The 20,045-nt window shown below is 72.8% G+C and carries 21 protein-coding genes and 1 pseudogene; 13 read left to right on the forward strand and 9 right to left on the reverse strand.

Features of this window, described 5'->3' with window-relative positions; all coding sequences use genetic code 11:
* Positions 1-91 precede the first annotated feature (91 nt).
* Entirely contained in the window at positions 92-3,259 is a 3,168-nt protein-coding gene (locus ACIBL4_RS33930) for a BTAD domain-containing putative transcriptional regulator (protein WP_399415613.1), read from the forward strand.
* On the opposite strand, the gene ACIBL4_RS33935 is transcribed toward ACIBL4_RS33930, so the two are convergent.
* The 3 genes from ACIBL4_RS33935 to ACIBL4_RS33945 all read right to left on the reverse strand — a co-directional run bounded on the left by ACIBL4_RS33935 (position 3,219) and on the right by ACIBL4_RS33945 (position 7,441).
* On the reverse strand, positions 3,219-4,907 hold the full coding sequence (locus tag ACIBL4_RS33935; RefSeq protein ID WP_399415614.1) for a bifunctional 3'-5' exonuclease/DNA polymerase: 1,689 nt from the start codon (positions 4,905-4,907) through the stop codon (positions 3,219-3,221). The two genes, ACIBL4_RS33930 and ACIBL4_RS33935, sit on opposite strands and share 41 nt — an antisense overlap.
* Positions 4,908-5,998: 1,091 nt before the next feature.
* Positions 5,999-6,742, reverse strand: coding sequence for a Clp protease N-terminal domain-containing protein (locus ACIBL4_RS33940; RefSeq protein WP_399415615.1), 744 nt, complete (start codon positions 6,740-6,742; stop codon positions 5,999-6,001).
* A gap of 66 nt (positions 6,743-6,808) precedes the next feature.
* A complete protein-coding gene (locus ACIBL4_RS33945) occupies positions 6,809-7,441 on the reverse strand; it encodes a LysE family translocator (RefSeq protein WP_399415616.1) in 633 nt (210 codons plus the stop codon).
* A gap of 110 nt (positions 7,442-7,551) precedes the next feature.
* On the opposite strand from ACIBL4_RS33945, the gene ACIBL4_RS33950 reads away from it, so the two are divergent.
* Positions 7,552-8,676 (forward strand): DUF2786 domain-containing protein, encoded by a 1,125-nt coding sequence (locus ACIBL4_RS33950; RefSeq protein ID WP_399415617.1) that lies wholly within the window; start codon positions 7,552-7,554, stop codon positions 8,674-8,676.
* A gap of 7 nt (positions 8,677-8,683) precedes the next feature.
* On the opposite strand, the gene ACIBL4_RS33955 is transcribed toward ACIBL4_RS33950, so the two are convergent.
* The 4 genes from ACIBL4_RS33955 to rpmB all read right to left on the reverse strand — a co-directional run bounded on the left by ACIBL4_RS33955 (position 8,684) and on the right by rpmB (position 10,593).
* A complete protein-coding gene (locus tag ACIBL4_RS33955; protein WP_399415618.1) occupies positions 8,684-9,232 on the reverse strand; it encodes a DUF4232 domain-containing protein in 549 nt (182 codons plus the stop codon).
* Positions 9,233-9,374: 142 nt separating this feature from the next.
* Entirely contained in the window at positions 9,375-9,866 is a 492-nt protein-coding gene (locus tag ACIBL4_RS33960) for a hypothetical protein (RefSeq protein WP_399415687.1), read from the reverse strand.
* 185 nt (positions 9,867-10,051) lie between these two features.
* Complete coding sequence (gene rpsN, locus ACIBL4_RS33965; RefSeq protein ID WP_399415620.1) at positions 10,052-10,357, reverse strand: 30S ribosomal protein S14; 306 nt, start codon at positions 10,355-10,357, stop codon at positions 10,052-10,054.
* Positions 10,357-10,593: a 50S ribosomal protein L28 gene (gene rpmB, locus ACIBL4_RS33970; protein WP_086561587.1), complete on the reverse strand. Its 237-nt coding sequence runs from the start codon at positions 10,591-10,593 to the stop codon at positions 10,357-10,359. The genes rpsN and rpmB overlap by 1 nt, the downstream gene beginning before the upstream one ends.
* 62 nt (positions 10,594-10,655) lie before the next feature.
* On the opposite strand from rpmB, the gene rpmG reads away from it, so the two are divergent.
* From rpmG to ACIBL4_RS34000, 6 genes are all read left to right on the forward strand, one after another.
* Complete coding sequence (gene rpmG / locus ACIBL4_RS33975; protein ID WP_010044249.1) at positions 10,656-10,820, forward strand: 50S ribosomal protein L33; 165 nt, start codon at positions 10,656-10,658, stop codon at positions 10,818-10,820.
* Between the two features lie 2 nt (positions 10,821-10,822).
* Positions 10,823-11,071, forward strand: coding sequence for a type B 50S ribosomal protein L31 (locus tag ACIBL4_RS33980; protein ID WP_010044251.1), 249 nt, complete (start codon positions 10,823-10,825; stop codon positions 11,069-11,071).
* A 4-nt stretch (positions 11,072-11,075) separates the two neighbouring features.
* Positions 11,076-12,305 carry a CobW family GTP-binding protein gene (locus tag ACIBL4_RS33985; protein ID WP_399415622.1) on the forward strand — a complete coding sequence of 410 codons (1,230 nt, stop codon included), beginning with the start codon at positions 11,076-11,078 and terminating at the stop codon, positions 12,303-12,305.
* A 4-nt stretch (positions 12,306-12,309) separates the two neighbouring features.
* The gene (rpsR, locus tag ACIBL4_RS33990; RefSeq protein ID WP_020271512.1) at positions 12,310-12,543 is read left to right on the forward strand and encodes a 30S ribosomal protein S18; all 234 of its coding nucleotides are present in this window, start codon (positions 12,310-12,312) and stop codon (positions 12,541-12,543) included.
* A gap of 252 nt (positions 12,544-12,795) precedes the next feature.
* Complete coding sequence (locus tag ACIBL4_RS33995; RefSeq protein WP_399415623.1) at positions 12,796-13,173, forward strand: hypothetical protein; 378 nt, start codon at positions 12,796-12,798, stop codon at positions 13,171-13,173.
* A gap of 170 nt (positions 13,174-13,343) precedes the next feature.
* Positions 13,344-13,562: a DUF397 domain-containing protein gene (locus ACIBL4_RS34000; protein ID WP_050810297.1), complete on the forward strand. Its 219-nt coding sequence runs from the start codon at positions 13,344-13,346 to the stop codon at positions 13,560-13,562.
* Between the two features lie 92 nt (positions 13,563-13,654).
* Here the strand turns inward: ACIBL4_RS34000 and ACIBL4_RS34005 are convergent, their stop codons facing one another.
* Positions 13,655-14,149 carry an ATP-binding protein gene (locus tag ACIBL4_RS34005; RefSeq protein ID WP_399415625.1) on the reverse strand — a complete coding sequence of 165 codons (495 nt, stop codon included), beginning with the start codon at positions 14,147-14,149 and terminating at the stop codon, positions 13,655-13,657.
* 364 nt (positions 14,150-14,513) lie between these two features.
* On the opposite strand from ACIBL4_RS34005, the gene ACIBL4_RS34010 reads away from it, so the two are divergent.
* The 5 genes and pseudogenes from ACIBL4_RS34010 to ACIBL4_RS34030 all read left to right on the forward strand — a co-directional run.
* Positions 14,514-15,338 (forward strand): helix-turn-helix transcriptional regulator, encoded by an 825-nt coding sequence (locus ACIBL4_RS34010; protein WP_086847631.1) that lies wholly within the window; start codon positions 14,514-14,516, stop codon positions 15,336-15,338.
* 90 nt (positions 15,339-15,428) lie between these two features.
* The gene (locus ACIBL4_RS34015; protein WP_399415627.1) at positions 15,429-16,892 is read left to right on the forward strand and encodes an aldehyde dehydrogenase family protein; all 1,464 of its coding nucleotides are present in this window, start codon (positions 15,429-15,431) and stop codon (positions 16,890-16,892) included.
* A gap of 118 nt (positions 16,893-17,010) precedes the next feature.
* The gene (locus tag ACIBL4_RS34020) at positions 17,011-17,562 is read left to right on the forward strand and encodes a DinB family protein (RefSeq protein ID WP_399415628.1); all 552 of its coding nucleotides are present in this window, start codon (positions 17,011-17,013) and stop codon (positions 17,560-17,562) included.
* 10 nt (positions 17,563-17,572) lie between these two features.
* Positions 17,573-18,214 (forward strand): PadR family transcriptional regulator, encoded by a 642-nt coding sequence (locus ACIBL4_RS34025; protein WP_399415629.1) that lies wholly within the window; start codon positions 17,573-17,575, stop codon positions 18,212-18,214.
* 72 nt (positions 18,215-18,286) lie between these two features.
* A pseudogene (locus tag ACIBL4_RS34030) lies at positions 18,287-18,643 on the forward strand (ATP-binding cassette domain-containing protein); the annotation flags it as partial.
* On the opposite strand, the gene ACIBL4_RS34035 reads toward ACIBL4_RS34030, so the two are convergent.
* Positions 18,636-20,042, reverse strand: coding sequence for a glutamate decarboxylase (locus ACIBL4_RS34035; protein ID WP_399415630.1), 1,407 nt, complete (start codon positions 20,040-20,042; stop codon positions 18,636-18,638). The pseudogene ACIBL4_RS34030 and the gene ACIBL4_RS34035 sit on opposite strands and share 8 nt — an antisense overlap.
* Positions 20,043-20,045: the final 3 nt, after the last annotated feature.

Here is a 20,045-nt window from a genome sequence, read left to right on the forward strand (position 1 = left end):
GGCGGAGAACGTGAGGACGAAGGTGGCGGAAAACCGCTGCCCCGGGGGCGGAAACCCGTCAAGGGCAGTGGCGCGGGGAGACGGGGGCGTGATGGGGGCATCTGCCTGTTCGGGCAGCGAGGACGGTTCCGACGGGCGGCGCGGGCTGCGGTTCGGCCTGCTTGGGCCGCCGGTGCTGTACCACGACGCCGACGGGGGCGGCCGGAGCGAAGTACGCGATGTCGCGAGCCCCAAGTCCCGTGTGCTGCTGGCCGCGTTGCTGCTCGACGCCGGACGGGCCGTCTCCGTCGAGTCGCTCAAGGACGCGCTGTGGGGCGGGGCGCCGCCCGTGTCCGCCCAGGCCTCGCTGCACAACCACGTAGCCCGGCTGCGGCGGTTGCTCGACGATCCCGAGCGGCTGCGGACCGTGCCGTCCGGGTATGTGCTGCGGGTCGACGAGGGGGAGCTGGACGTCCACCTCTTCGAGGCCCGTGTCGCCGCGGCGCGGGCCGCGCACGCCGGGCAGGAGTGGGAGCGCGTCGTGCGTGAGTGCGGCGCCGCGCTCGCACTGTGGCGGGGCGCGCCGCTCGCCGGGCTGCCGTCCGAGGTGGGCGGGTACGCCTTCGCACGGCGGTTGCGCGAGGCCCGGCTGCTGCTTCTGGAGTGGCGCTACGACGCCGAGTTGGCGCTGGGCGGCCCGCGTGTGGACGGGCTGGTGCCGGAGCTGGCGGCGTTGACCGCCGAGTATCCGCTGCGGGAGGTGTACCACCGCCAGCTCATGCTCGCCCTGCACCGGACCGGCCGCCAGGCCGAGGCCCTGGCCGTCCACCGCGATCTGCGCACCCGGCTGGTCGACCAGCTCGGCATCGAGCCCGGGCCGGGGGTGCGGGAGGCGCATGTGGAGGTGCTGCAGGTCGCCGCACCGCCCTCGTCCGAACAGCCGCGGCCCGCCCAACTTCCCCCGCCTCCGGCGCATTTCACGGGCCGCGCCGCCGAACGCGACGTGTTGCGCCGGACCCTGACGGCACCGGCAGCGTCGGCTTCGACCGGCCCAACTGCCCCATTCTCTGCCGCCGTCCCCGCCACGGCCGTCATCAGCGGCATGCCCGGCGTCGGTAAGAGCGCCCTTGCGCTGCACGTCGCGCACGAGTTGGCGGAACGTTTCCCCGATGGGCAGCTCTACCTCGACCTGCACGGCGCGACCCCCGGCATGGCCCCTCTCACCCCAGGTCAGGCGCTCAACGCCCTGCTGCGTGACCTAGGGGCCGAGCCCTGCCGCATCCCCGAACACCCCGACGCGGCAGCCGCGCTGCTGCGCTCGCTGCTCGCGCCGACCCGCACGCTCCTGGTGCTGGACGACGCCGCGAGCGCCGCGCAGATCCGGCCGCTGCTGCCAGGCGGCGCCGGGTGCGCGGTGATCGTCACCAGCCGTTCGCCGCTCACCGCCCTCGACGGCGTCGTCCGTTTCCCGCTCGGCCCGCTGTCGGACGAGGAGAGCGCGGCGCTCCTGGTCGCGGCCTCGGGCCGGGCCGGACTGGACGGTTCGGACGCCGCCCGCCGCCTCGTCGAACTCACCGGCCGCCTCCCCCTGGCCCTGCGCGTCGTCGCCGCGCGGCTCGCCGCCCGGCAGGCCCTCACACCGGACGTCCTCGCCGGGCAACTGGCCGGGACGCGAGGGCGGCTGCGCCACCTCGAGTACGACGACCTGAGCGTGCGCCGCTCCCTGGCCGTCGCCCATGACGCGCTCGCCGGTTCCGAGCGCGAGGCCGACCGGGACGCGGCCCTCACCCTGCGCCGTATCGGGGCGCTCGATCTGCCCACGTACGGCGCACCCCTGCTCGCCCGCCTCACCGGCACGGGCGAACGCCGCACCGAGGCCGCCCTGGACCGCCTCGTCGACGTGGCCCTGCTCCAGGAACCGGTGTACGGCCGCTACGCACCGCACGACCTCGTCCGCGACTTCGCCCGCGAGCTGGCGGGGGAGCGGGGTGGGGCGGGCATCGGCGGCTCCGGCGATGCCCGCGAAGGGGGCGGTTTACGGAACGCGGACGACACCGGCGCAGACCACACCTCCGCCGACGGCACGGGCGCCGACGACATCGGCGCCGACGGCACCGGCGTCTGTGAAACCGCCCTCCGCTGGTACGCCGCCGTCGCCGAGCGGGTGCTCGTCGCGATCGTCGAGCCCGGCCCCGACCAGTTCGACCGCCGTCGCCCCACCGCGGCCCAGCCGCCCGGGCACGCGGCGCACGTCGACACCGTCGCCCCCTTCGACACCCCCGAGGAGGCCTTCGCCTGGGGCGACAGGGAGCTGGCGAACATCGTCACCCTGGTCGAGCGGTACGCGGACGACCCGTGCCGGCGGCGCGCGGGGCTCGTCTCCACTCTCGTGCGGCTGATCCTCCCCTACGCGCACCGCAGGGGACGCCTCGCCGAGATGGAGGTGCTCGGCCGGGCCGGCCTGCGCGTGGCGCGGCGGCTCGGGGACGAGGCGGCGCAGGCGTACGCGCTGGTCGATCTCGCCGGACTGCACTTCCTGACCGGTCGTCAGGGCGACGCCCTCGACCTCAACGACCGCGCGCTGGCCATCTGGCGGCGGCTCGACGACCCGTCCTGGATCCGCCGCTGCCTCAACAACCGCGGCCTGCTGCTCGACGTGCTCGGCCGGCCCGCCGAGGCGTGCGAGGCGCTGACCCGGAGCCTGGAGTACGCGCGGCAGTTGAACGACCCGTACGGCGAGGCCGTCACCCACAGCCACCTCGGCAACCTCTACGAGCACACCGACCCGCGGGCCGCCATCGAGCAGCACCGGCGTTCGCTCGCCATCGGGGACGAGATCGGCGCCGTCATCGTCCGGCACTCCGCGCACTGCAACATCGGGTACGCCCATCTGCGGCTCGGCGAACCGGCCGCCGCCGTCGCGCACTTCGAGGAGAGCCTGCGCATCCTGGGCGGTCACGGCGACTGGCACGGCGAGTCCCAGACCCGGCTCGGCCTGGTCCGCGCGCTGCGGCTGCTGGGCCGCACCGGGCGGGCCGCCCGCGAGTGCGCCGAGCTGCTGGACCGGGCCGACGCCCGCGCCGACCGCTACACCGGCGGTCTCGCCCGCCACGAGCACGGGCTGCTGCTACAGGAACAGGGGCGGGCCGCGGCGGCACGCGAGGCGTGGGGAGCGGCTCTCGCGGCGCTGGAGGGGACCGACGCACACGCGGTGGTCAGGGAACTCCGCGAGCTGCTGGCTATTTGGCGTCTGCGTAGCACTCCACCACCGCCGTCGTGAAAGGGAACCGCACCGGCGTCTCCCCGAAGGTCAGCCGGCCGGCCAGGGTCGCCGCCTCGCGGATCGCGGCGACGACCGTCTCCGTCTCCTCCTCGGGGCAGTGCACGATCACCTCGTCGTGCTGGAAGAAGACCAGCTCGGCCGCCAGGTTCGCGCAGGATCTGCGCAGCGCGGCGAGCAGCAGCAGGGCCCAGTCGGCCGCGCTGCCCTGGACGACGAAGTTCCGCGCGAATCGGCCGCGGGCGCGAGCGTTGGTGGAGGCATAGCCGGGCACCCACGGTCCGCTGTCGGACTGCTCCGCGTCTGGGGCCGGGATGCCGGCCTCCTCCGCCGCGTCGTCCGTCCCCCGGGCCGCCGGCGGGCAGGTCCGGCCGAGCCACGTCCGCACGAGCCGGCCCTCCTCGCCGGCGCGGGCCGCCTCGTCGACGTACGCCACCGCCCGGGGGAAGCGGCGTCTGAGCGCGGCGAGGTTCTTCAGGCCGTCGCCGGAGGTCTGGCCGTAGACCGCGCCGAGCACGGCGAGTTTGGCCTGGGCGCGGTCACCGGAGAAGGCGCGGTCGGACACGGACTGGTAGAGGTCGCTCTCCCGCCCGGCCACCTCCATCAGCCCGGGATCGCGGGAGATCGCCGCCAGCACGCGCGGTTCCATCTGGTCGGCGTCGGCGACGACGAGCCGCCAGCCGGGGTCGGCGACCACGGCCCGCCGGATCACCTTGGGGATCTGCAGGCCGCCCCCGCCGTTGGTCACCCAGCGCCCGGTCACCGTCCCGCCCGCGAGGAACTCGGGCCGGAACCGCCCGTCGCGCACCCAGTCCTGGAGCCAGGACCAGCCGTGGGCAACCCAGATGCGGTACAGCTTCTTGTACTCCAGCAGGGGTTTCACGGCCGGGTGGTCGACGGACTCGATCTCCCAGCGGCGGGTCGAGGCGACCTTGATCCCGGCCTGCGCGAAGGCCTTGACCACGTCGGCGGGCAGATCGGGCCGCACCCGGCGGCCGAACGCCGCGGACACCTCGTCGGCCAGCTCGGCCAGGCGGCGCGGCTCGCCACCGCCCGCGTACCGCTCGCCCAGCAGGTCCTGCAGCACCGCGCGATGCACTTCGGCGCGCCAGGGCAGCCCGGCGCGGTTCATCTCGGCGGCCACGAGCATGCCGGCCGACTCGGCGGCCGTCAGCAGGCGCATCCGCTCGGGGTGCTCGGCCTGCGCATGCCGCCTCTGCTGCTCGGCGTAGACCGCGAGGAGGTCGGGCAGGGGCAGGTGGACGCCCTGGGGTTCGAACAGGGAGGACTGGGAGCCCGGTTCGGCGGAGCGCTGCGGCGGATCGGGCGGTACGGGGCCGCCGCGCAGCCGGGCCAGGGCGGCCGCGGCCGAGCGTGGTTCCCCGTACCGCCCCTCGTGGCCGAGGAGGAGCGTCTCGGCGGCCTCGATGTCGTAGCACCGCTCGACTCGCACCCCCGTGGCGAGCAGGCGCGGGTAGACCTCTGCGGTGGACCGCCACACCCACCGCGCGACGCCGGGACGGCTCCGTACGGCCTCGGCGGCATCCGCCTCCCGCCGCACCGGCCCGACGGGCAGCCCGTCCGGACCGAGGGGGGCGACGTCCACGCCACCGCCCTCGCCCACAGCGAGCGCCCACCGATCGGCCATGCTGCGAGTGTGCCAGGGGGGTCTGACAACGACCCCTGACCGCGACCCGGCACGGCGCCCGTCCTGGACACGGCCGCGGCGACCGTCCCGGCCCGGGGTCCGATCACGGTCGCGGTGACGTCCCGGCCCGGGTCCCGGTCGCGGTGACGTCCCGGCCCGGGTCCCGGTCGCGGTGACTGTCCCGGCCCGGGTCCCGGTCGCGGTGACGTCCCGGCCCGGGTCCCGGTCGCGGTGACTGTCCCGGTCCGGGTTCTGGTCGCGGTCGCGGTGACGTCCCGGTCCGGGTTCCGGTCGCGGTCGCTGTCTCGGTCCGGGTCGCGTTGGCCGACTCAGTCCGGGTTGGGTCGCGGTCCCCGTCTCGGTGCCGGTGCCGGTGCCGGTGCCGGTGCGGGTCCCGGGCGCGGGCGCGTCCCGGCCACGGAGGCCGTAGTGGATCGGTCGCCGCCCCAGTCACCGTGGCCGTCCCGGACATGGTCGCCGCCCCAGTCACCGTGGCCGTCCCGGACATGGTCGCCGCCCCGGACAGGGCCGCCGCCCCGGCCATGGTGGCCGTCACGGACAGGGCCGCCGCCCCGGCCATGGTGGCCGTCACGGACAGGGCCGCCGCCCCGGCCATGGTGGCCGTCACGGTCTCGGTCGCCGTCCCGGGTATGGCCGCTGCCCCCGGCATGGTGGCCGCCCGGCCCTCGCCCCGGCAGGGGTCGCCATCCCAGCCGCGATGGCCGTCCTGCACCGGTGCCGGTGCCGCTGCCGCTGCCGCTGCCGGTGCCGGTCCCGGTCCGGGCGCGGGCGCCGTCCCGGCCACGGGGGCCGGTCGTGGTTGCGGTCGCGACCCCAGTCACCGTGGCCGTCCCGGGCATGGTGGCCGTCCCGGACATGGCCGCCGCGCCGGACATGGTGGCCGTCCCGGGCATGGTCGCCACCCCGGACACGGTCGCCGCCCCGGCCATGGTGGCCGTCACGGTCTCGGTCGCCGTCCCGGGCACGGCCGTGCCCCCGGCCACGGTGGCCGCCCGGCCCTCGCCCCCGCGGGGGTCGCCATCCCAACCGCGATGGCCGTTCTGCCCGGTCCCGGTCACCGCCCGGCGGGCTCAGGTCCCGTCCGCCGCGTCCTTCTGCGCCTGCACGATCTTCTCCAGCACCTCGGCCACGTACCGCTCGGTCCGCTCCTTGTCGATGCCCAGGCGGCTGAGGACGCCCTCGCCGTTCTCGTGCTCCAGCAGGGCGAGCAGGATGTGCTCCGTGCCGATGTAGTTGTGGCCCAGGCGCAGGGCCTCGCGGAAGGTGAGTTCCAGGACCTTCTTGGCGGCCTGGCCGTACGGCACGAGCTCCGGGGCGTCCTCGACGGCCGGCGGCAGTGCGGCGGTCGCCGCCTCGCGGACCGTGTCGAGGGAGACGCCCTGCTCGACGAGCGCCTTCGCGGCGAGTCCGTCGGGCTCGGCCAGCAGACCGAGGACGAGGTGCTCGGGCACGCCCTCGGCGTTGCGCGCGGATTTGGCCGCGTTGTGCGCGGCCATCACCGTGTTGCGGGCCCGCGGCGTGTAGCGGTTGAAGCCCTGGCTCGGATCGAGGTCGGCCGACTCCTTCGGCACGAACCGCTTCTGCGCGGCCTGCCGGGTGACCCCCATGCTCTTGCCGATGTCCGTCCAGGAGGCGCCCGAACGCCGGGCCTGGTCCACGAAGTGGCCGATCAGGTGGTCGGCCACCTCGCCGAGGTGATCGGCGGCGAGCACCGCGTCCTGGAGCTGTTCGAGGGGTTCCTGGTGAACCGTCTTGATCGCCGCGATCAGGTCGTCGAGGCGCACGGATGACGTGATGTTGGGGTTCGTCGTCATGTGTCAACCGTAGGTTGCGCCCCGCTGACTGTCAACCGTGAGTTGACACCCGCCGTCAGGCCCCGTCTACTTCGGAGACGTCGCCACCAACCGCACCGCCAGCCCCGTGAACACCGTCCCGGAGACGATGTTCAGCCAGCGGTTCATGCGCGCGCTGCGCTTCAGCAGAGCCGCCAGCCGCCCCGCGAGCAGGCCGACGCTGCCGTCCCACAGGAAGCCCATCACGACGATCGTGATCCCGAGCAGCATCAACTGCCCCTGGACATGGCCGAGCGACGGGTCCACGAACTGGGGCAGGAACGCCACGTTGAAGAGGATCACCTTGGGGTTGAGCAGGTTGGTGATCGCGCCCTGCCAGAACGCCCGCCGCATGCCCGGACCCGCGCTGCCGGTCCCCTTCCCGCCCGGCACCGAACGGTCGCGGAACGCCTTCACCGCCAGGTAGAGCAGATAGGCCGCGCCCGCCCAGCGCAGCACGTGGTACAGCGTCGGCAGCGCCGTGAACAGGGCCGACAGGCCGAGCGCCGCCGCGACCGCGTGCACGAGCATCGCGCACGCCACCCCGAACGCCGCCATCACCCCGGCGGTGGGCCCGCCCCGGCCGCCCATCGCCACGATGAACATCATGTCCGGGCCGGGGGTGATGCAGAGCGCGAAGGCGGCGACGAGGAACGCCGCGTACAGAGACATGTCCACCATGAGAGCCATGCTCGAAGCCCCGCCGCGCACGGACGACCCAATTCCGCGGAGTGAGACGTGCGAGGTCGCGCATGCCGGGCCGCCCGTGACGACGTGGCACCATCGGCCCCGTGAGTACGCCCACCACCGTCGACCGCGCGTTCGAGGCCGCCCTGTACGACACCAGCGAGACGGCCCTCGACACCGGCGCGTCCCTGCTCGCGTCCGACCCGGCGGCGGACACCGAACTCGCCCGGCGCGGTACGGAGTTCGTGGCGGCGGCCTGGCGGCGCGGCTGGCAGCCGGCCGACGTCGTACGCATCGTGCGGCGCGAACTGGACGACGTCCACGTCCACCTGGTGGCGGAACTGATCCGCGCACAGGCGCGGTACGACCGCCCGCAGGACCGCCCGCGCGGCCACCGCTGGAACGCGCAGCTCGCGGAGCTCCCCGCCGACGCCCCGCCCCGCACCGACCGCTTCTCGCACGCCACCGCCGTGCTGGAGTTGTACCGCCTGCTGCTGCGCCTGCCGGCCCTGGAGTCCCTCGACGGGTCCCACGACGACTCGCCCGGTGAGCCGAGGACCGAATCCCGGATGCTCGGCCGTATCCGCGCCCTGCTCGCCAAGGCCGAGGCCACCGGGTTCCCGGAGGAGGCGGAGGCGCTCAGCGCCAAGGCGCAGGAGCTGATGGCCCGGCACAGTGTCGACGAGGCGCTGCTCGCGGCCCGGGCCCCCTCACCCGAGACGCCCGGGGCCTGCCGGATCGGTGTCGAACCGCCCTACGAGCAGGCCAAGGCGGTGCTGCTGGACGCCGTCGCCGCCGCCAACCACTGCCGGGCGGTGTGGAACGAGCCCCTCGGCTTCTCCACCGTGGTCGGTTTCGAAACCGACCTGGAAGCGGTCGAACTCCTCTACACCTCACTCCTCGTGCAGGCCACGACCGCGATGACGAAGGCGGAGGCGGCCCAGCGGGCGGGTGGCCGCAAGCGCACCAAGACGTTCCGGCAGTCCTTCCTCGCGGCCTACGCCCACCGCATCGGCACCCGCCTGGCGGCTGCCGCAGAGACCCAGGTGACACAGGACCTGCTCCCGGTCCTCGCCTCCCGAGACGTGGCGGTCACCGGCCGGCTGGACCGGATGTTCCCGGAGACGACCACGACCCGCCTGCGCGGCGTGCGCGACGCGGCGGGCTGGACGGAGGGCGCCCAGGCGGCGGACCGCGCCCAGGTGGACCACCGCCCGCCGCTGCGCTGAACTGCCGTCAGTCGCCCGGGGACTCGAAGCCGCTCACCGAGGCCTCCGCCGCGCCGCCGCTGCCGCTCCCGTCCCTCCGGGCGACCTCGCCGTACGACCACGGCAGGTCGTGCGTGTCCGCGGCGGCGCCCGGCAGGGCGAAGGACGCCTTCCGCACGGGAAGGCTCTTCGGGGAGCCCGCCTCGCCCCGGACGTAGGTGATCGTGAAGGACGTGGTGCCGCCCTTCCCGAGGGTGAGCGACCGGGCCTTCGCGGTCTGCTCCGGGGACACCGACGTCGTGCTGTCCTCCGCCAGGAGGTCGACGGCGGGGAAGCCCTTCAGAGTGCACGCGCCGCCCTTGTTGATGAGGGTGACGGTGACATTGCCCGTGTCCCCGGCCGCCGGGGCCGCACCGGCCCCGACCTCCACCCCGAGATCACCGATCGCACAGGCCGAACCGCCCGGCCGGTCAGCGTTCTTGGCGTCGTCGCCACCGGTCTTGCCGTCGTCGCAGGCGGTCAGCAGGAGGGTCGCAGCGAGGCCGGCGGCCAGGGCGAGGGGAGGAAGAGTGCGCATGGGGTCCTCTGGTGCGTGATGGCGATGGGTGCGTGACGGCGATGAGCGGTCCCGACGCACGGATCATCCCGGACGGGGGGCCCGTCACGCACCCGGGCAGGCCGCCCGCCCGGGGCGGCTCGCCCGGCAAGACCCCGCGCTCCTACCCGAGGCCCGCCGTCGGCAGCCCGGTCGGCAGCTTCCCGCCCTCCGCCTTCTGGTACGTCTCCGCCCCGAGGCCGCCCTCCCAGGTGACCTTCAGCCTGTTGCCGTTCACGGAGTCGACCATGCCGGTCGTCCGGTCCTTGCTGCCGTCCGTGCACTTGAGGCGGATCATCCGCATCCCGGACTGCTCGCCCGCGGTGCCGCTGCACACGCTGCCGCCGGTGGCGAAGAGCGCGGCCTGCTTGCCGGTGATCACCAGGGCTACGGCCTTGCCGCCGGTCGTGGCGAGCCAGCTGCCCGCGAGCTCGCCGGCGCCCGACCCGTCGGAACCCGAGCCGGAGCCGGAGCCGCCGCCCGTTCCCGCGGACGCCGTGGCGGACGGGGCAGGGCTGGACGCCGAGTCGTCCCCGGAGCCGCCGTCACCGCTGCACGCGGACAGCACGAGCACGCCCGCCAGTCCCGCGGCCGCCGCCGCGACCCGCACCGGCATCCGCCGACTCGCTCCCGGGCGACGCGAGAAGATCACCGAAGTCACTGCAAGCCCCCAACCTGTAGCCGTCCGACCGACCCCGGCGAAGCCCGCCGGCCCATGCCGGAACCCGCAGCAAGCTACCAGGACCGGTCAAGAGGCCCCGGGGTGAACCCCCGAGGACCTCTTACCGGCAGGCCCCCACCTCACCAGGACGACTTGCGCACCCCCGGCAGATACCCCGCATGCGCCTGCTCCCGCAGACTCACCCGGGACAGCCCGAACACCCGGAAGTACCCGCGCGGACGCCCGTCCACCTGGTCCCGGTTGCGTACCCGCGTGGCGCTCGCGTCGCGCGGCTGCCTGCGCAGTTCCGCCTGTGCGGCGAGCCGTTCGGCGTCCGTGGACGACGGGCGCCGGATGATCTCCTTCAGTTCGGCCCGCCGGGCGGCGTACCGCGCGACGACCTCCTGCCGCTTGTCGTTCTTCGCGATCTTGCTCTTCTTCGCCATCAGACCTTCACTCCCCGGGCGCGGATCCGGGCGACGGCCGCCTCGACCCCGATCGTGTCGACGGTCTTGATCGCCCTGGCGCTCAGCCGCAGGCGTACGTACCGGCCCTCGCTCGGCAGCCAGTAGCGCTTGGACTGGATGTTGGGGTCGAACCGGCGTGACGTGCGCCGGTGGGAGTGCGAGATGCGGTTGCCGAAGCCTGGCTGGGTGCCGGTCAGCATGCAGTGCGCGGACATGTGGTGACGTACCTCTCTGGGCAGGAGATGTAAATGGAATTCATTTTCAGTAGCATAGCGGCATGGCACGCAACGAACTCCGTCCGGTCATCAAGCTCCGGTCCACGGCCGGGACCGGCTACACCTACGTGACCCGCAAGAACCGTCGCAACGACCCGGACCGACTGACCCTGCGCAAGTTCGATCCGGTCGTCGGCCGCCACGTCGACTTCCGAGAGGAGCGCTGACCATGCGCGAGGGAATCCACCCGGACTACGGTCCGGTCGTCTTCCGCGACCGTGCCGCGAACTACGCGTTCCTCACCCGCTCGACCATGACGAGCGAGAAGACGATCGAGTGGGAGGACGGCAACACCTACCCGGTCGTGGACGTCGAGATCTCCGACGTCAGCCACCCCTTCTACACCGGCACCGCCCGCGTCCTGGACACCGCGGGACGCGTCGAGCGCTTCGAGCGCCGGTACGGAAAGAAGGGCTGATCCCGTGGCTGTCCCTTCTGGGCTCCCCGTCGTGATCGTCGGCGGCCTGCACGCCGACGCCCGCAGGGCGGCCGTGGCCCGGCTGCTCGCCGACGTACCCGGCAGCGTCGCGCTCCACCACGACCTGGCGACGGCCGCGGCCGGCACGGTCGTACGGACCGTCCGGGACGCCACCGGCATCCTGGACGCCGGGGAGGCGCCGCTCGTCAACGACTGCGCCTGCTGCGCCCTGCGCGAGGACCTGGTCCCGGAGCTGGAGCGGCTCGCGGACGCCGGGGACACGCCCCTGGCCGTCGTCGAGCTGTGGGACTCCGTCGAGCCCAAGGCCATGGCCGAGGTCGTCACGGCCGGCGGGCTCACCGTCACCGGCGTGATCACCGCCGTCGACCCGGCCCTGGTCCTGCCGTACCTCGGCAACGGCGACGACCTGGCCGACGGCGGTCTCGCCGCCGCCGCCACCGACCAGCGCACGGTCGCCGACACCTTCGCCCGCCAGCTGGAGTACGCCCCCGTCCTCGCGATCGCCGAGTCGCCCGAGGCCGACGACGAGGACCGCGAGCTGCTCGCGCAGCTGCACCCGACAGCCCGCCAGGTCCCGATCGGCCACGGTGACCTGGCGGGCGCACCCGCGCCCGGCGTCTTCGCGGCGGACACGGCCGACGGCCTGACCGTGCCGGCCCCGCGGCACCGCCCGCTCTCCCCGCTGGCCGAGGCCGCCCTGGCCGGCTTCGACGTGGAGTCGGCGGCGGCCGCCCAGCACCCGGCCTGCGCCCTGCTCCCCGCCGAGGCCGACGCGCACGGCGTCTCCACCCTGGTCTGGCAGCAGCGCCGCCCCTTCCACCCGGAGCGGCTCTACGCCGCCCTGGAGGACCTGACCTGCGCGGCCGCCCGCAGCCGGGGCCGGTTCTGGCTCGCCGACAAGCCGGACACGCTGTTCCACTGGGACGCCGCGGGCGGGGCCCTGTGCGTGGAGAGCGCGGGACCGTGGCTCGCCTCCCTGCCGGACGCGGCCTGGGAGATGGTGCCGCCGGTGCGCCGCGCCGCCGCCGCGCTGGACTGGCACCCCGAGCACGGCGACCGCGGCCAGCACCTGGTCTTCACCTCGCCCGGCCTCGACCGGGACGGCCTGGAGCGGCTGCTGGAGTCCTGCCTGCTGACCGACGCCGAGTACGCGGCCGGGCGCGACGCCTGGCAGCGGCTGCCGCACGCCTTCGACACCCTCCTGGAGGTCTGACCCGATGCCCCGCAAGATCGACCGCAAGCCCGTCAAGAACCGCCCCAATCCGCTGGACCAGGCCGGGATCGAATACATCGACTACAAGGACACCGACCTGCTGCGGAAGTTCATCTCCGACCGCGGCAAGATCCGCAGCCGCCGGGTCACCCGCGTGTCGGCCCAGCAGCAGCGCCAGCTGGCCCGGGCGATCAAGAACGCGCGCGAGATGGCACTGCTGCCCTACGCCAGCCGCTGACCCCTAGGCCCTGTCGTCAAATTCCCGCCTGCTCCGCGGCGTCTGGCACGCACGCTCGCCGCGTTGCCGAACCGCCCACGTGGCTCCTCCCGCACGCTCGAACAATCTCGCGCGGGGGCACCCCCATCGAGGGCGCTCCGGCGCCTTGCGATCGCAACTCCGCGGAGCCCGCCCTTCGGGCGGACGACGGGAATGGGTCAGACAGGCCCCAACCCGCGTGAGGTTCCCCACGCTTGACGAGTGGGGAGCCTCATGCATCTGTCCCGAGGCCGCGCGGGGCGCACGCCGGGCGGTCCGTCAGGGCCGGACGGCCGACCGCCGGTCCGGCGATGGTCCGAGCCCGGCACCGGCCCCGCGGAGGACGTCACCGTCCTCCGCGCGGCCCATTTCTCCCTGCTCCCGCAGGCGGCGGTCGCCTTCCGCATGGAGGTCGTACGGTCCCGCCCCAGGCCCTGGACCCCGCGCCCCAGCTCCTGCTTCTCCGGTCTCGCCGCCGCACCGGTGCCCGTCCCCGCCACCGAGCGGATGCTCCGCCTCCATGACACCTCCGCCGAACCCGCCGACTTCGCCGCCGGTGGCCGGGAACGCTCGGCCGGGCAGTCCCGTCAAACAGGCAAGAGCTTTCGGTAAAGCGGTCGTCAAAGCTGTAACCGGGGCACCATCCCCCGTGCACGTGCATCTGCCCATGCATCTGCACATGAACAGGGCTATGATCCGGGTCAGTTGACCGCTGCATCAATGGCCACACCAGCCAGTGCACCACCGGGGAGCGACCTGTGGACCACGACGTGTACAACGGTATGGCGGCCGCCGGGCTGCGGGGTGTGGCCTGGCAGAAGAGCCGGCACAGCAACTCGCAGGGCTCGTGCGTGGAGTTCGCCCGGTTGCCGGGCGGTGACGTGGCCGTCCGCAACTCGCGCTTTCCCGACGGCCCCGCACTGGTCTACACCCGTGCGGAGATCGAGGCCATGCTGCTGGGCGTGAAGGATGGCGAGTTCGACCACCTGGTGGGAGGCTGACGCCCCGGCATCTCCATTACGGAACGGGGCAATCGGTACTCAACGCGCGGCGACGCGCGTAGAACCGCGGCGCGAGGAAGCGCCGCGGTTTCTCATTCCGCGTGCGGCCCCGCGTCGGGCCGCGGCAGCCGGAACAGCGCCCAGACCACCTTGCCGCTGAGCGCGCCGGCGAGCGGATGCCAGCCCCAGCTGTCGCTGAAGGAGTCGACGAGGAACAGCCCCCGGCCCGACTCGGCCGAGAAGTCGTCGGTCTCCCGGGCGGCGGGGCTGTCGTGGCTGGGATCGCGCACCGCGCACACCAGGCGCTCGGTCCAGCGCATCAAGTGCAGCCGCACCGGCGGCTCCTGGCCGGTGACGCAGTGGGTGCTCGCCGGCAGGCCGTGCCGCAGGGCGTTGGTGACCAGTTCCGAGACCACCAGGCAGACGTCGTCGAAACGGTCGCCCATGTCCCACTGGTCGAGGGTTCTGCGGGTGAACCGCCGTGCTTCGCGCACCGCTTCGTAGCGGGCGGGCAGAGCGCAGGAGGCGGCGTCGGACACGGCCGCGGGATCCAGCGGCGGAAGGCCCTGCCGTAAAGGCTCGAGCATGGTCGATCCATTCGTCCCCATGCGAGGCACTCCCGGGAATTCGCGGTCGGTGCGATGCGGCGGTGGTGCGGGACCATGGTTTCGGATGCGTACAGCAGATGCAAGGGCAGATGCACGTGCAGGTGACCGGAATGAGTCGTCCCGTACCGCTTGTTGGTCAATTTTTCCGTCATCTTCACAGCCGTGTCTGCCCGTTCGCTTGCCTCTTTCTTGAATCCGCGCGCGTGCGTCCCCCGTCTCGATTCCGTTTCCGTAACCGGACGAGTACTGCTCGGAGTGTTTTAGTGGCAGACTTCGGCCCCTGAAGACGTTGGGGAGGCTGGCGAACGTGAGCGCGGGAGAGCCGGGATCGGTGGTGCGGCGCATGCTGCTCGGATCACAACTCAGGCGACTGCGTGAGGCTCGGGGCATCACGCGCGAGGCGGCGGGCTACTCGATCCGCGCCTCCGAGTCGAAGATCAGCCGCATGGAGCTGGGCCGGGTGAGCTTCAAGACCAGGGACGTCGAAGACCTGCTCACGCTGTACGGCATCACGGACGAGCAGGAGCGCGCCTCCCTGCTCTCCCTGGCGAAGGAGGCCAACGTCGCGGGCTGGTGGCACAGTTACTCGGACGTGCTGCCGAGCTGGTTCCCCACCTACGTCGGCCTGGAAGGCGCCGCCTCGCTGATCCGGGCGTACGAGGTGCAGTTCGTGCACGGCCTGCTCCAGACCGAGGCGTACGCGCATGCGGTGGTCCGGCGGGGCATGCAGGGCGCCAGCGAGGCCGACGTCGAGCGGCGCGTGGCGCTGCGCCTGGAGCGGCAGAAGTACCTCGTCGACGAGCGCGCGCCCGACTTCCACATCATCCTGGACGAGGCCGCCCTGCGCCGCCCATACGGCGACCGCGAGGTGATGCGCGGCCAGCTCCAGCACCTCATCGAGGTCTCCGAGCGGCCCAACGTGCGCCTCCAGGTCGTGCCGTTCAGCCTCGGCGGCCACTCCGGCGAAAGTGGCGCGTTCACGATCCTCAGCTTCCCGGAGTCCGACCTCTCGGACGTCGTCTACCTGGAGCAGCTCACCAGCGCGCTGTACCTGGACAAGCCCGAGGACGTCGCCCAGTACGAGAAGGCGCTCAAGGAGCTCCAGAGCGACAGCCCGGGCCCGTCGGAGAGCCGGGATCTTCTCCGGGGGCTCCTCCAACTCTCCTGAAGCCCCCAACTCGCCTTAGACGTCAGTACGATGACGTGTGATCAGATCGTGAAGGCGCGATCGAGGGTCTGCTAGGGATCGAGGGATCACATGTCGTCGTCCTACTTCACCGACCTTGCACAGCAGTACATCGACGGTGAGTGGCGCCCGGGTACCGGCTCCTGGGACATCATCGACTTCAACCCGTACGACGACGAGAAGCTGGCGTCGATCACCATAGCCACGGTCGACGAGGTCGACCAGGCGTACCGGGCGGCCGCCCGGGCCCAGAAGCAGTGGGCCGCGACCAACCCCTACGCCCGGCGTGCCGTCTTCGAGAACGCCCTGCGGCTCATCGAGGAGCGCGAGGCCGAGATGTCCGAGGCGATCATCGCCGAACTCGGCGGGACGCGTCTGAAGGCCGCCTTCGAACTGCACCTGGCCAAGGAGTTCCTGCGCGAGGCGGTCCAACTGGCGCTGCGCCCCGAGGGCCGGATCCTGCCCTCGCCGGTGGACGGCAAGGAGAACCGCGTCTACCGCGTGCCGGTCGGTGTCGTGGGCGTGATCAGCCCCTTCAACTTCCCGTTCCTGCTGTCGATCAAGTCCGTCGCCCCGGCGCTCGCGCTCGGCAACGCCGTGGTGCTCAAGCCGCACCAGAACACGCCGGTCGTCGGCGGCTCCCTGGTCGCGAAGATCTTCGAGGACGCGGGGCTGCCCGGCGGTCTGCTGAACGTCGTCATCACCGACATCGCGGAGATCGGCGACGCCTTCCTGGAGCACCCGGTGCCCAAGGTCATCTCCTTCACCGGCTCCGACCAGGTCGGCCGGCACGTGGCGACCGTCTGCGCCCGGCAGTTCAAGCGCTCGGTCCTCGAACTGGGCGGCAACAGCGCGCTGGTGGTCCTCGACGACGCCGACATCGACTACGCGGTCGACGCGGCCGTCTTCAGCCGGTACGTCCATCAGGGCCAGGTCTGCATGGCCGCCAACCGCGTCCTGGTCGACCGGTCCGTCGCGGAGGAGTTCACCGAGAAGTTCGTCGCCAAGGTGAAGACCCTCAAGGCGGGCGATCCGCGCGACCCGGAGACCGTCATCGGCCCGGTCATCAACTCCTCGCAGGCGGACGCCGTCGCGGGCGTGGTCGAGCAGGCCCTCGCCGAGGGCGCGACGGCCCTGGTGCGCGGCGGGCGGACCGACAACCTCGTCGAACCGTCCGTGCTGACCGGCCTGCCCGCCGACTCGGCCCTGCTGCGGCAGGAGGTCTTCGGACCGGTCGCGTTCCTCGTCCCGTTCGACGGCGAGGAGGAGGCCGTACGCCTCGTCAACGACACCCCGTACGGCCTGAGCGGCGCCGTGCACACCGCGGACATCGAGCGGGGCGTGAACTTCGCCCGGCAGATCGACACGGGCATGTTCCACGTGAACGACGGCACCGTCCACGACGAGCCGATCGTCCCGTTCGGCGGCGAGAAGCACTCGGGCCTCGGCCGGCTCAACGGCGAGACGATGGTCGACTCCTTCACCACGACCAAGTGGATCTCGGTGCAGCACGGCCGCAGCCGGTTCCCGTTCTGATCCACGTTCTGAATCCTTTCGGCCTGCCGGACCCTTGCGGACAGAACCTGACCGCAAGGGTCCGTAGCTTTGTCGGTGTCGGGGGAGAGGCCCCCGGATCCGGCGAAAGGCGGCGGTCATGGTCACTCACGTTCCCGCGGAGGCACACGGCGACGAGCGCGGAGCGCTGCTGTCCTTCATCGAGGAGCAGCGCGGCGGCATCCGGCGGGCGGTGCTGGGGCTGACCGACGAGCAGGCGAGCTCCCGTCCCAGCGCCAGTGAGCTGTCGCTCGCCGGGCTGCTCAAGCACGTCGTCGAGGTAGAGCAGTTGTGGGTCGCCCTGGCCAAGGGCGAGCCGCCGGCCGTCGAGCGGGACCAGGGCAACTGGCACGAGTGCTTCCGGCTGGTCGAGGGGGAGACCGTCGAGTCGCAGCTGGCGTACTGGGAGAAGGTCGCCGCGGAGACGGAGGCCTTCATCCGCTCGGTGCCGAGCCTCGACGACACCTTCGCGCTGCCGCCCCAGCCCTGGTTCCCGCCGGACGGCCGGGTCTCCATGCGCTGGCTGTGCCTGCACCTGATCCGCGAGACGGCCCGGCACGCCGGCCACGCCGACATCATCCGGGAGTCGCTGGACGGCAGGACCGCCTTCGAGCTGGTGGCCGAAGAGCAGCGGACGGCGGCCGGGTCATAACCTTGGCCGCATGTCAGCGATCCGTCTCCTCGTGCTCGGCGCGGTCCGCATGCACGGCCGCGCCCACGGCTACCAGGTGCGGGGCGACCTGGAGTACTGGGGCGCGCACGAGTGGTCCAGCGCCAAGCCCGGCTCGATCTACCACGCCCTGAAGCAGATGGCGAAGCAGGGGCTGCTGCACGCGCACGAGACCGCCCCGTCCACGGCCGGCGGCCCGCCGCGCACCGAGTACCAGATCACCGGGCAGGGCACCGAGGAGTACTTCCGGCTGCTGCGCGAGGCGCTGGTCACGTACGACCAGCGGGGAGACGTGAAGACGGCCGCCGTCGGTTTCGTCGTCGACCTGCCGCGGGCGGAGGCGGTCGCGCTGCTGAAGGAGCGCACCCTGCGGATCGAGCAGTGGCGGGCCTCCGTCCTGGAGCACTACGTCCCCGAAGAGGGGCCCGGACAGCTGGGCCACATCGGCGAGATCATGAACATGTGGGTCCACACGGCCGACTCCGAGGCCGAGTGGACCCGCGGTCTCATCGAGCGCATCGAGGGCGGCGCCTACACCTTCGCCGACGAGGGCGACCCGTTCGTCGGGATCCTGGCCGAGGGAGAGAAGAACCCCTACGCCACGGGGGAGCCGCACCCCGGGGACGCGCTCTGATCAAATTTGATGGATGGCTCGGGCGGGGATTCGTTCGAGCATGTAGTCAAGTTGACTAGTGAGAGAGTCCCTGTGGCCGACACGGCGATCACCGTCGAAGGCGCGGAGAAGAGATACGGCGACAAGAAGGCCCTGGACGGGCTCGACCTCACGGTCGCGCGCGGCACGGTGTACGGGGTGCTCGGCCCCAACGGCGCGGGCAAGACCACCCTGGTGAGGATCCTGTCCACCCTGCTGCGCCCCGACGCGGGCCTGATCGAGGTGGCCGGGCACGACGTGGTGCGCGAGGCGTACGCCGTCCGGCTGCGCATCGGCCTGCTCGGCCAGCACGCCGCGCTCGAAGAGGAGCTCGGCGGCCGGCAGAACCTGGAGCTGTTCGGCCGGCTGCACCACCTGGGCGCGCGACGGGCACGCGCGCGTGCTAGTGATGGAAGCCGGTGGCCGCGCCCTTGTCCCAGGTGAAGGGGCGCGGCTGCCGGCGCAGCTCCGGCAGCAGGCGTTCCAGGTCCTGCGTGAGGAGCTCGGCGAGGTCCGCCGAGAACCCGTTGCGGCACACCACCCGCAGCACGGACAGGTCCTCGCGGTGGGCCGGGAAGGTGTACGCGGGCACCAGCCAGCCGCTCTCGCGCAGCCGCCGCGAGACGTCGAAGACGTCGTACGACGTCACGTCCGGCGCCGTCGTGAAGGCGAACACCGGCAACTCGTCGCCCCGGGTCAGCAGCCGGAAGTCGCCCAGCGCCTCGATCCGCGCGGCCATGCCCGTGGCCACGTCCCGCGCGGCCTGCTGCACGGCCCGGTACCCCTCCCGGCCCAGCCGCAGGAACGTGTAGTACTGCGCCACGACCTGCGCGCCCGGCCGGGAGAAGTTCAGCGCGAACGTCGGCATGTCGCCGCCCAGGTAGTTCACTCGGAACACCAGCTCCTCCGGCAGCGCCTGAGCGTCCCGCCACAGCGCCCAGCCGACGCCCGGGTAGACCAGCCCGTACTTGTGGCCCGAGGTGTTGACCGACGCCACCCTCGGCAGCCGGAAGTCCCACACCAGGTCCTCGTCGAGGAACGGCGCGACCATGGCGCCGGACGCCCCGTCGACATGCACGGGGATGTCGAGCCCCGTCCGCTCCTGCACCGCGTCCAGCGCCGCGCACAGCTCAGCGACCGGCTCGTAGGACCCGTCGAAGGTCGAGCCCAGGATGCCGACGACCCCGATGGTGTTCTCGTCGCACAGCTCGGCCGCGGCCTGTGGGTCCAGGTGGAACCGCTCGCCCTCCATGGGCACCAGCCGGGCCTCGACCTCCCAGAAGTTGCAGAACTTCTCCCAGCAGACCTGCACGTTCACGCCCATCACCAGATTCGGCCGCGCCCCCGGGTACCGGTCGGCGTTGCGCCGCGCCCAGCGCCGCTTCAGCGCCATCCCGGCGAGCATGCATGCCTCGCTCGACCCGGTCGTCGAACAGCCCACGGCCGCCGCCGGATCGGGCGCGTGCCACAGGTCGGCGAGCATCGCCACGCACCGCCGCTCCAGTTCGGCCGTGCGCGGGTACTCGTCCTTGTCGATCATGTTCTTGTCCCGGCACTCCGCCATCAGCACCCCGGCCTCCGGCTCCATCCAGGTGGTGACGAAGGTGGCGAGGTTCAGCCGCGCGTTGCCGTCGAGCATCAGCTCGTCGCGCACCAGCTGATGGGCCGTCATCGGCGCCATGGGCTGGTCCGGGAGCCGGTGTGTGGGCGGGGCCTCGGCCATGTCGCCGACCGGGTTGGCGGGGCCGTAGAAGGGGTTGACGGACAGGCGGCGTTCGCCGGTCTGGCGGGGGCCTTCGTTGAGCGGCAAGGG

Source organism: Streptomyces sp. NPDC050416 (assembly GCF_044458845.1).
Taxonomy (GTDB): Bacteria; Actinomycetota; Actinomycetes; order Streptomycetales; family Streptomycetaceae; genus Streptomyces.

Bases quoted from the DNA above. Each gene is read 5' to 3' on its own strand.
- ACIBL4_RS33945 (WP_399415616.1), bottom strand. From the start codon at position 7,441: ATGGTGGACATGTCTCTGTACGCGGCGTTCCTCGTCGCCGCCTTCGCG.
- ACIBL4_RS33960 (WP_399415687.1), bottom strand. From the start codon at position 9,866: ATGCCGGTGCGGGTCGCGGCGGCGGCCGCGGGACTGGCGGGCGTGCTC.
- ACIBL4_RS33980 (WP_010044251.1), top strand. From the start codon at position 10,823: ATGCGCGAGGGAATCCACCCGGACTACGGTCCGGTCGTCTTCCGCGAC.
- ACIBL4_RS33995 (WP_399415623.1), top strand. From the start codon at position 12,796: ATGCATCTGTCCCGAGGCCGCGCGGGGCGCACGCCGGGCGGTCCGTCA.
- ACIBL4_RS33955 (WP_399415618.1), bottom strand. From the start codon at position 9,232: ATGCGCACTCTTCCTCCCCTCGCCCTGGCCGCCGGCCTCGCTGCGACC.
- ACIBL4_RS33930 (WP_399415613.1), top strand. From the start codon at position 92: ATGGGGGCATCTGCCTGTTCGGGCAGCGAGGACGGTTCCGACGGGCGG.
- ACIBL4_RS34005 (WP_399415625.1), bottom strand. From the start codon at position 14,149: ATGCTCGAGCCTTTACGGCAGGGCCTTCCGCCGCTGGATCCCGCGGCC.
- ACIBL4_RS33935 (WP_399415614.1), bottom strand. From the start codon at position 4,907: ATGGCCGATCGGTGGGCGCTCGCTGTGGGCGAGGGCGGTGGCGTGGAC.
- rpmG (WP_010044249.1), top strand. From the start codon at position 10,656: ATGGCACGCAACGAACTCCGTCCGGTCATCAAGCTCCGGTCCACGGCC.
- ACIBL4_RS34020 (WP_399415628.1), top strand. From the start codon at position 17,011: ATGGTCACTCACGTTCCCGCGGAGGCACACGGCGACGAGCGCGGAGCG.
- ACIBL4_RS34015 (WP_399415627.1), top strand. From the start codon at position 15,429: ATGTCGTCGTCCTACTTCACCGACCTTGCACAGCAGTACATCGACGGT.
- rpmB (WP_086561587.1), bottom strand. From the start codon at position 10,593: ATGTCCGCGCACTGCATGCTGACCGGCACCCAGCCAGGCTTCGGCAAC.
- rpsN (WP_399415620.1), bottom strand. From the start codon at position 10,357: ATGGCGAAGAAGAGCAAGATCGCGAAGAACGACAAGCGGCAGGAGGTC.
- ACIBL4_RS34000 (WP_050810297.1), top strand. From the start codon at position 13,344: ATGGCGGCCGCCGGGCTGCGGGGTGTGGCCTGGCAGAAGAGCCGGCAC.
- ACIBL4_RS33940 (WP_399415615.1), bottom strand. From the start codon at position 6,742: ATGACGACGAACCCCAACATCACGTCATCCGTGCGCCTCGACGACCTG.
- ACIBL4_RS34010 (WP_086847631.1), top strand. From the start codon at position 14,514: ATGCTGCTCGGATCACAACTCAGGCGACTGCGTGAGGCTCGGGGCATC.
- rpsR (WP_020271512.1), top strand. From the start codon at position 12,310: ATGCCCCGCAAGATCGACCGCAAGCCCGTCAAGAACCGCCCCAATCCG.
- ACIBL4_RS34025 (WP_399415629.1), top strand. From the start codon at position 17,573: ATGTCAGCGATCCGTCTCCTCGTGCTCGGCGCGGTCCGCATGCACGGC.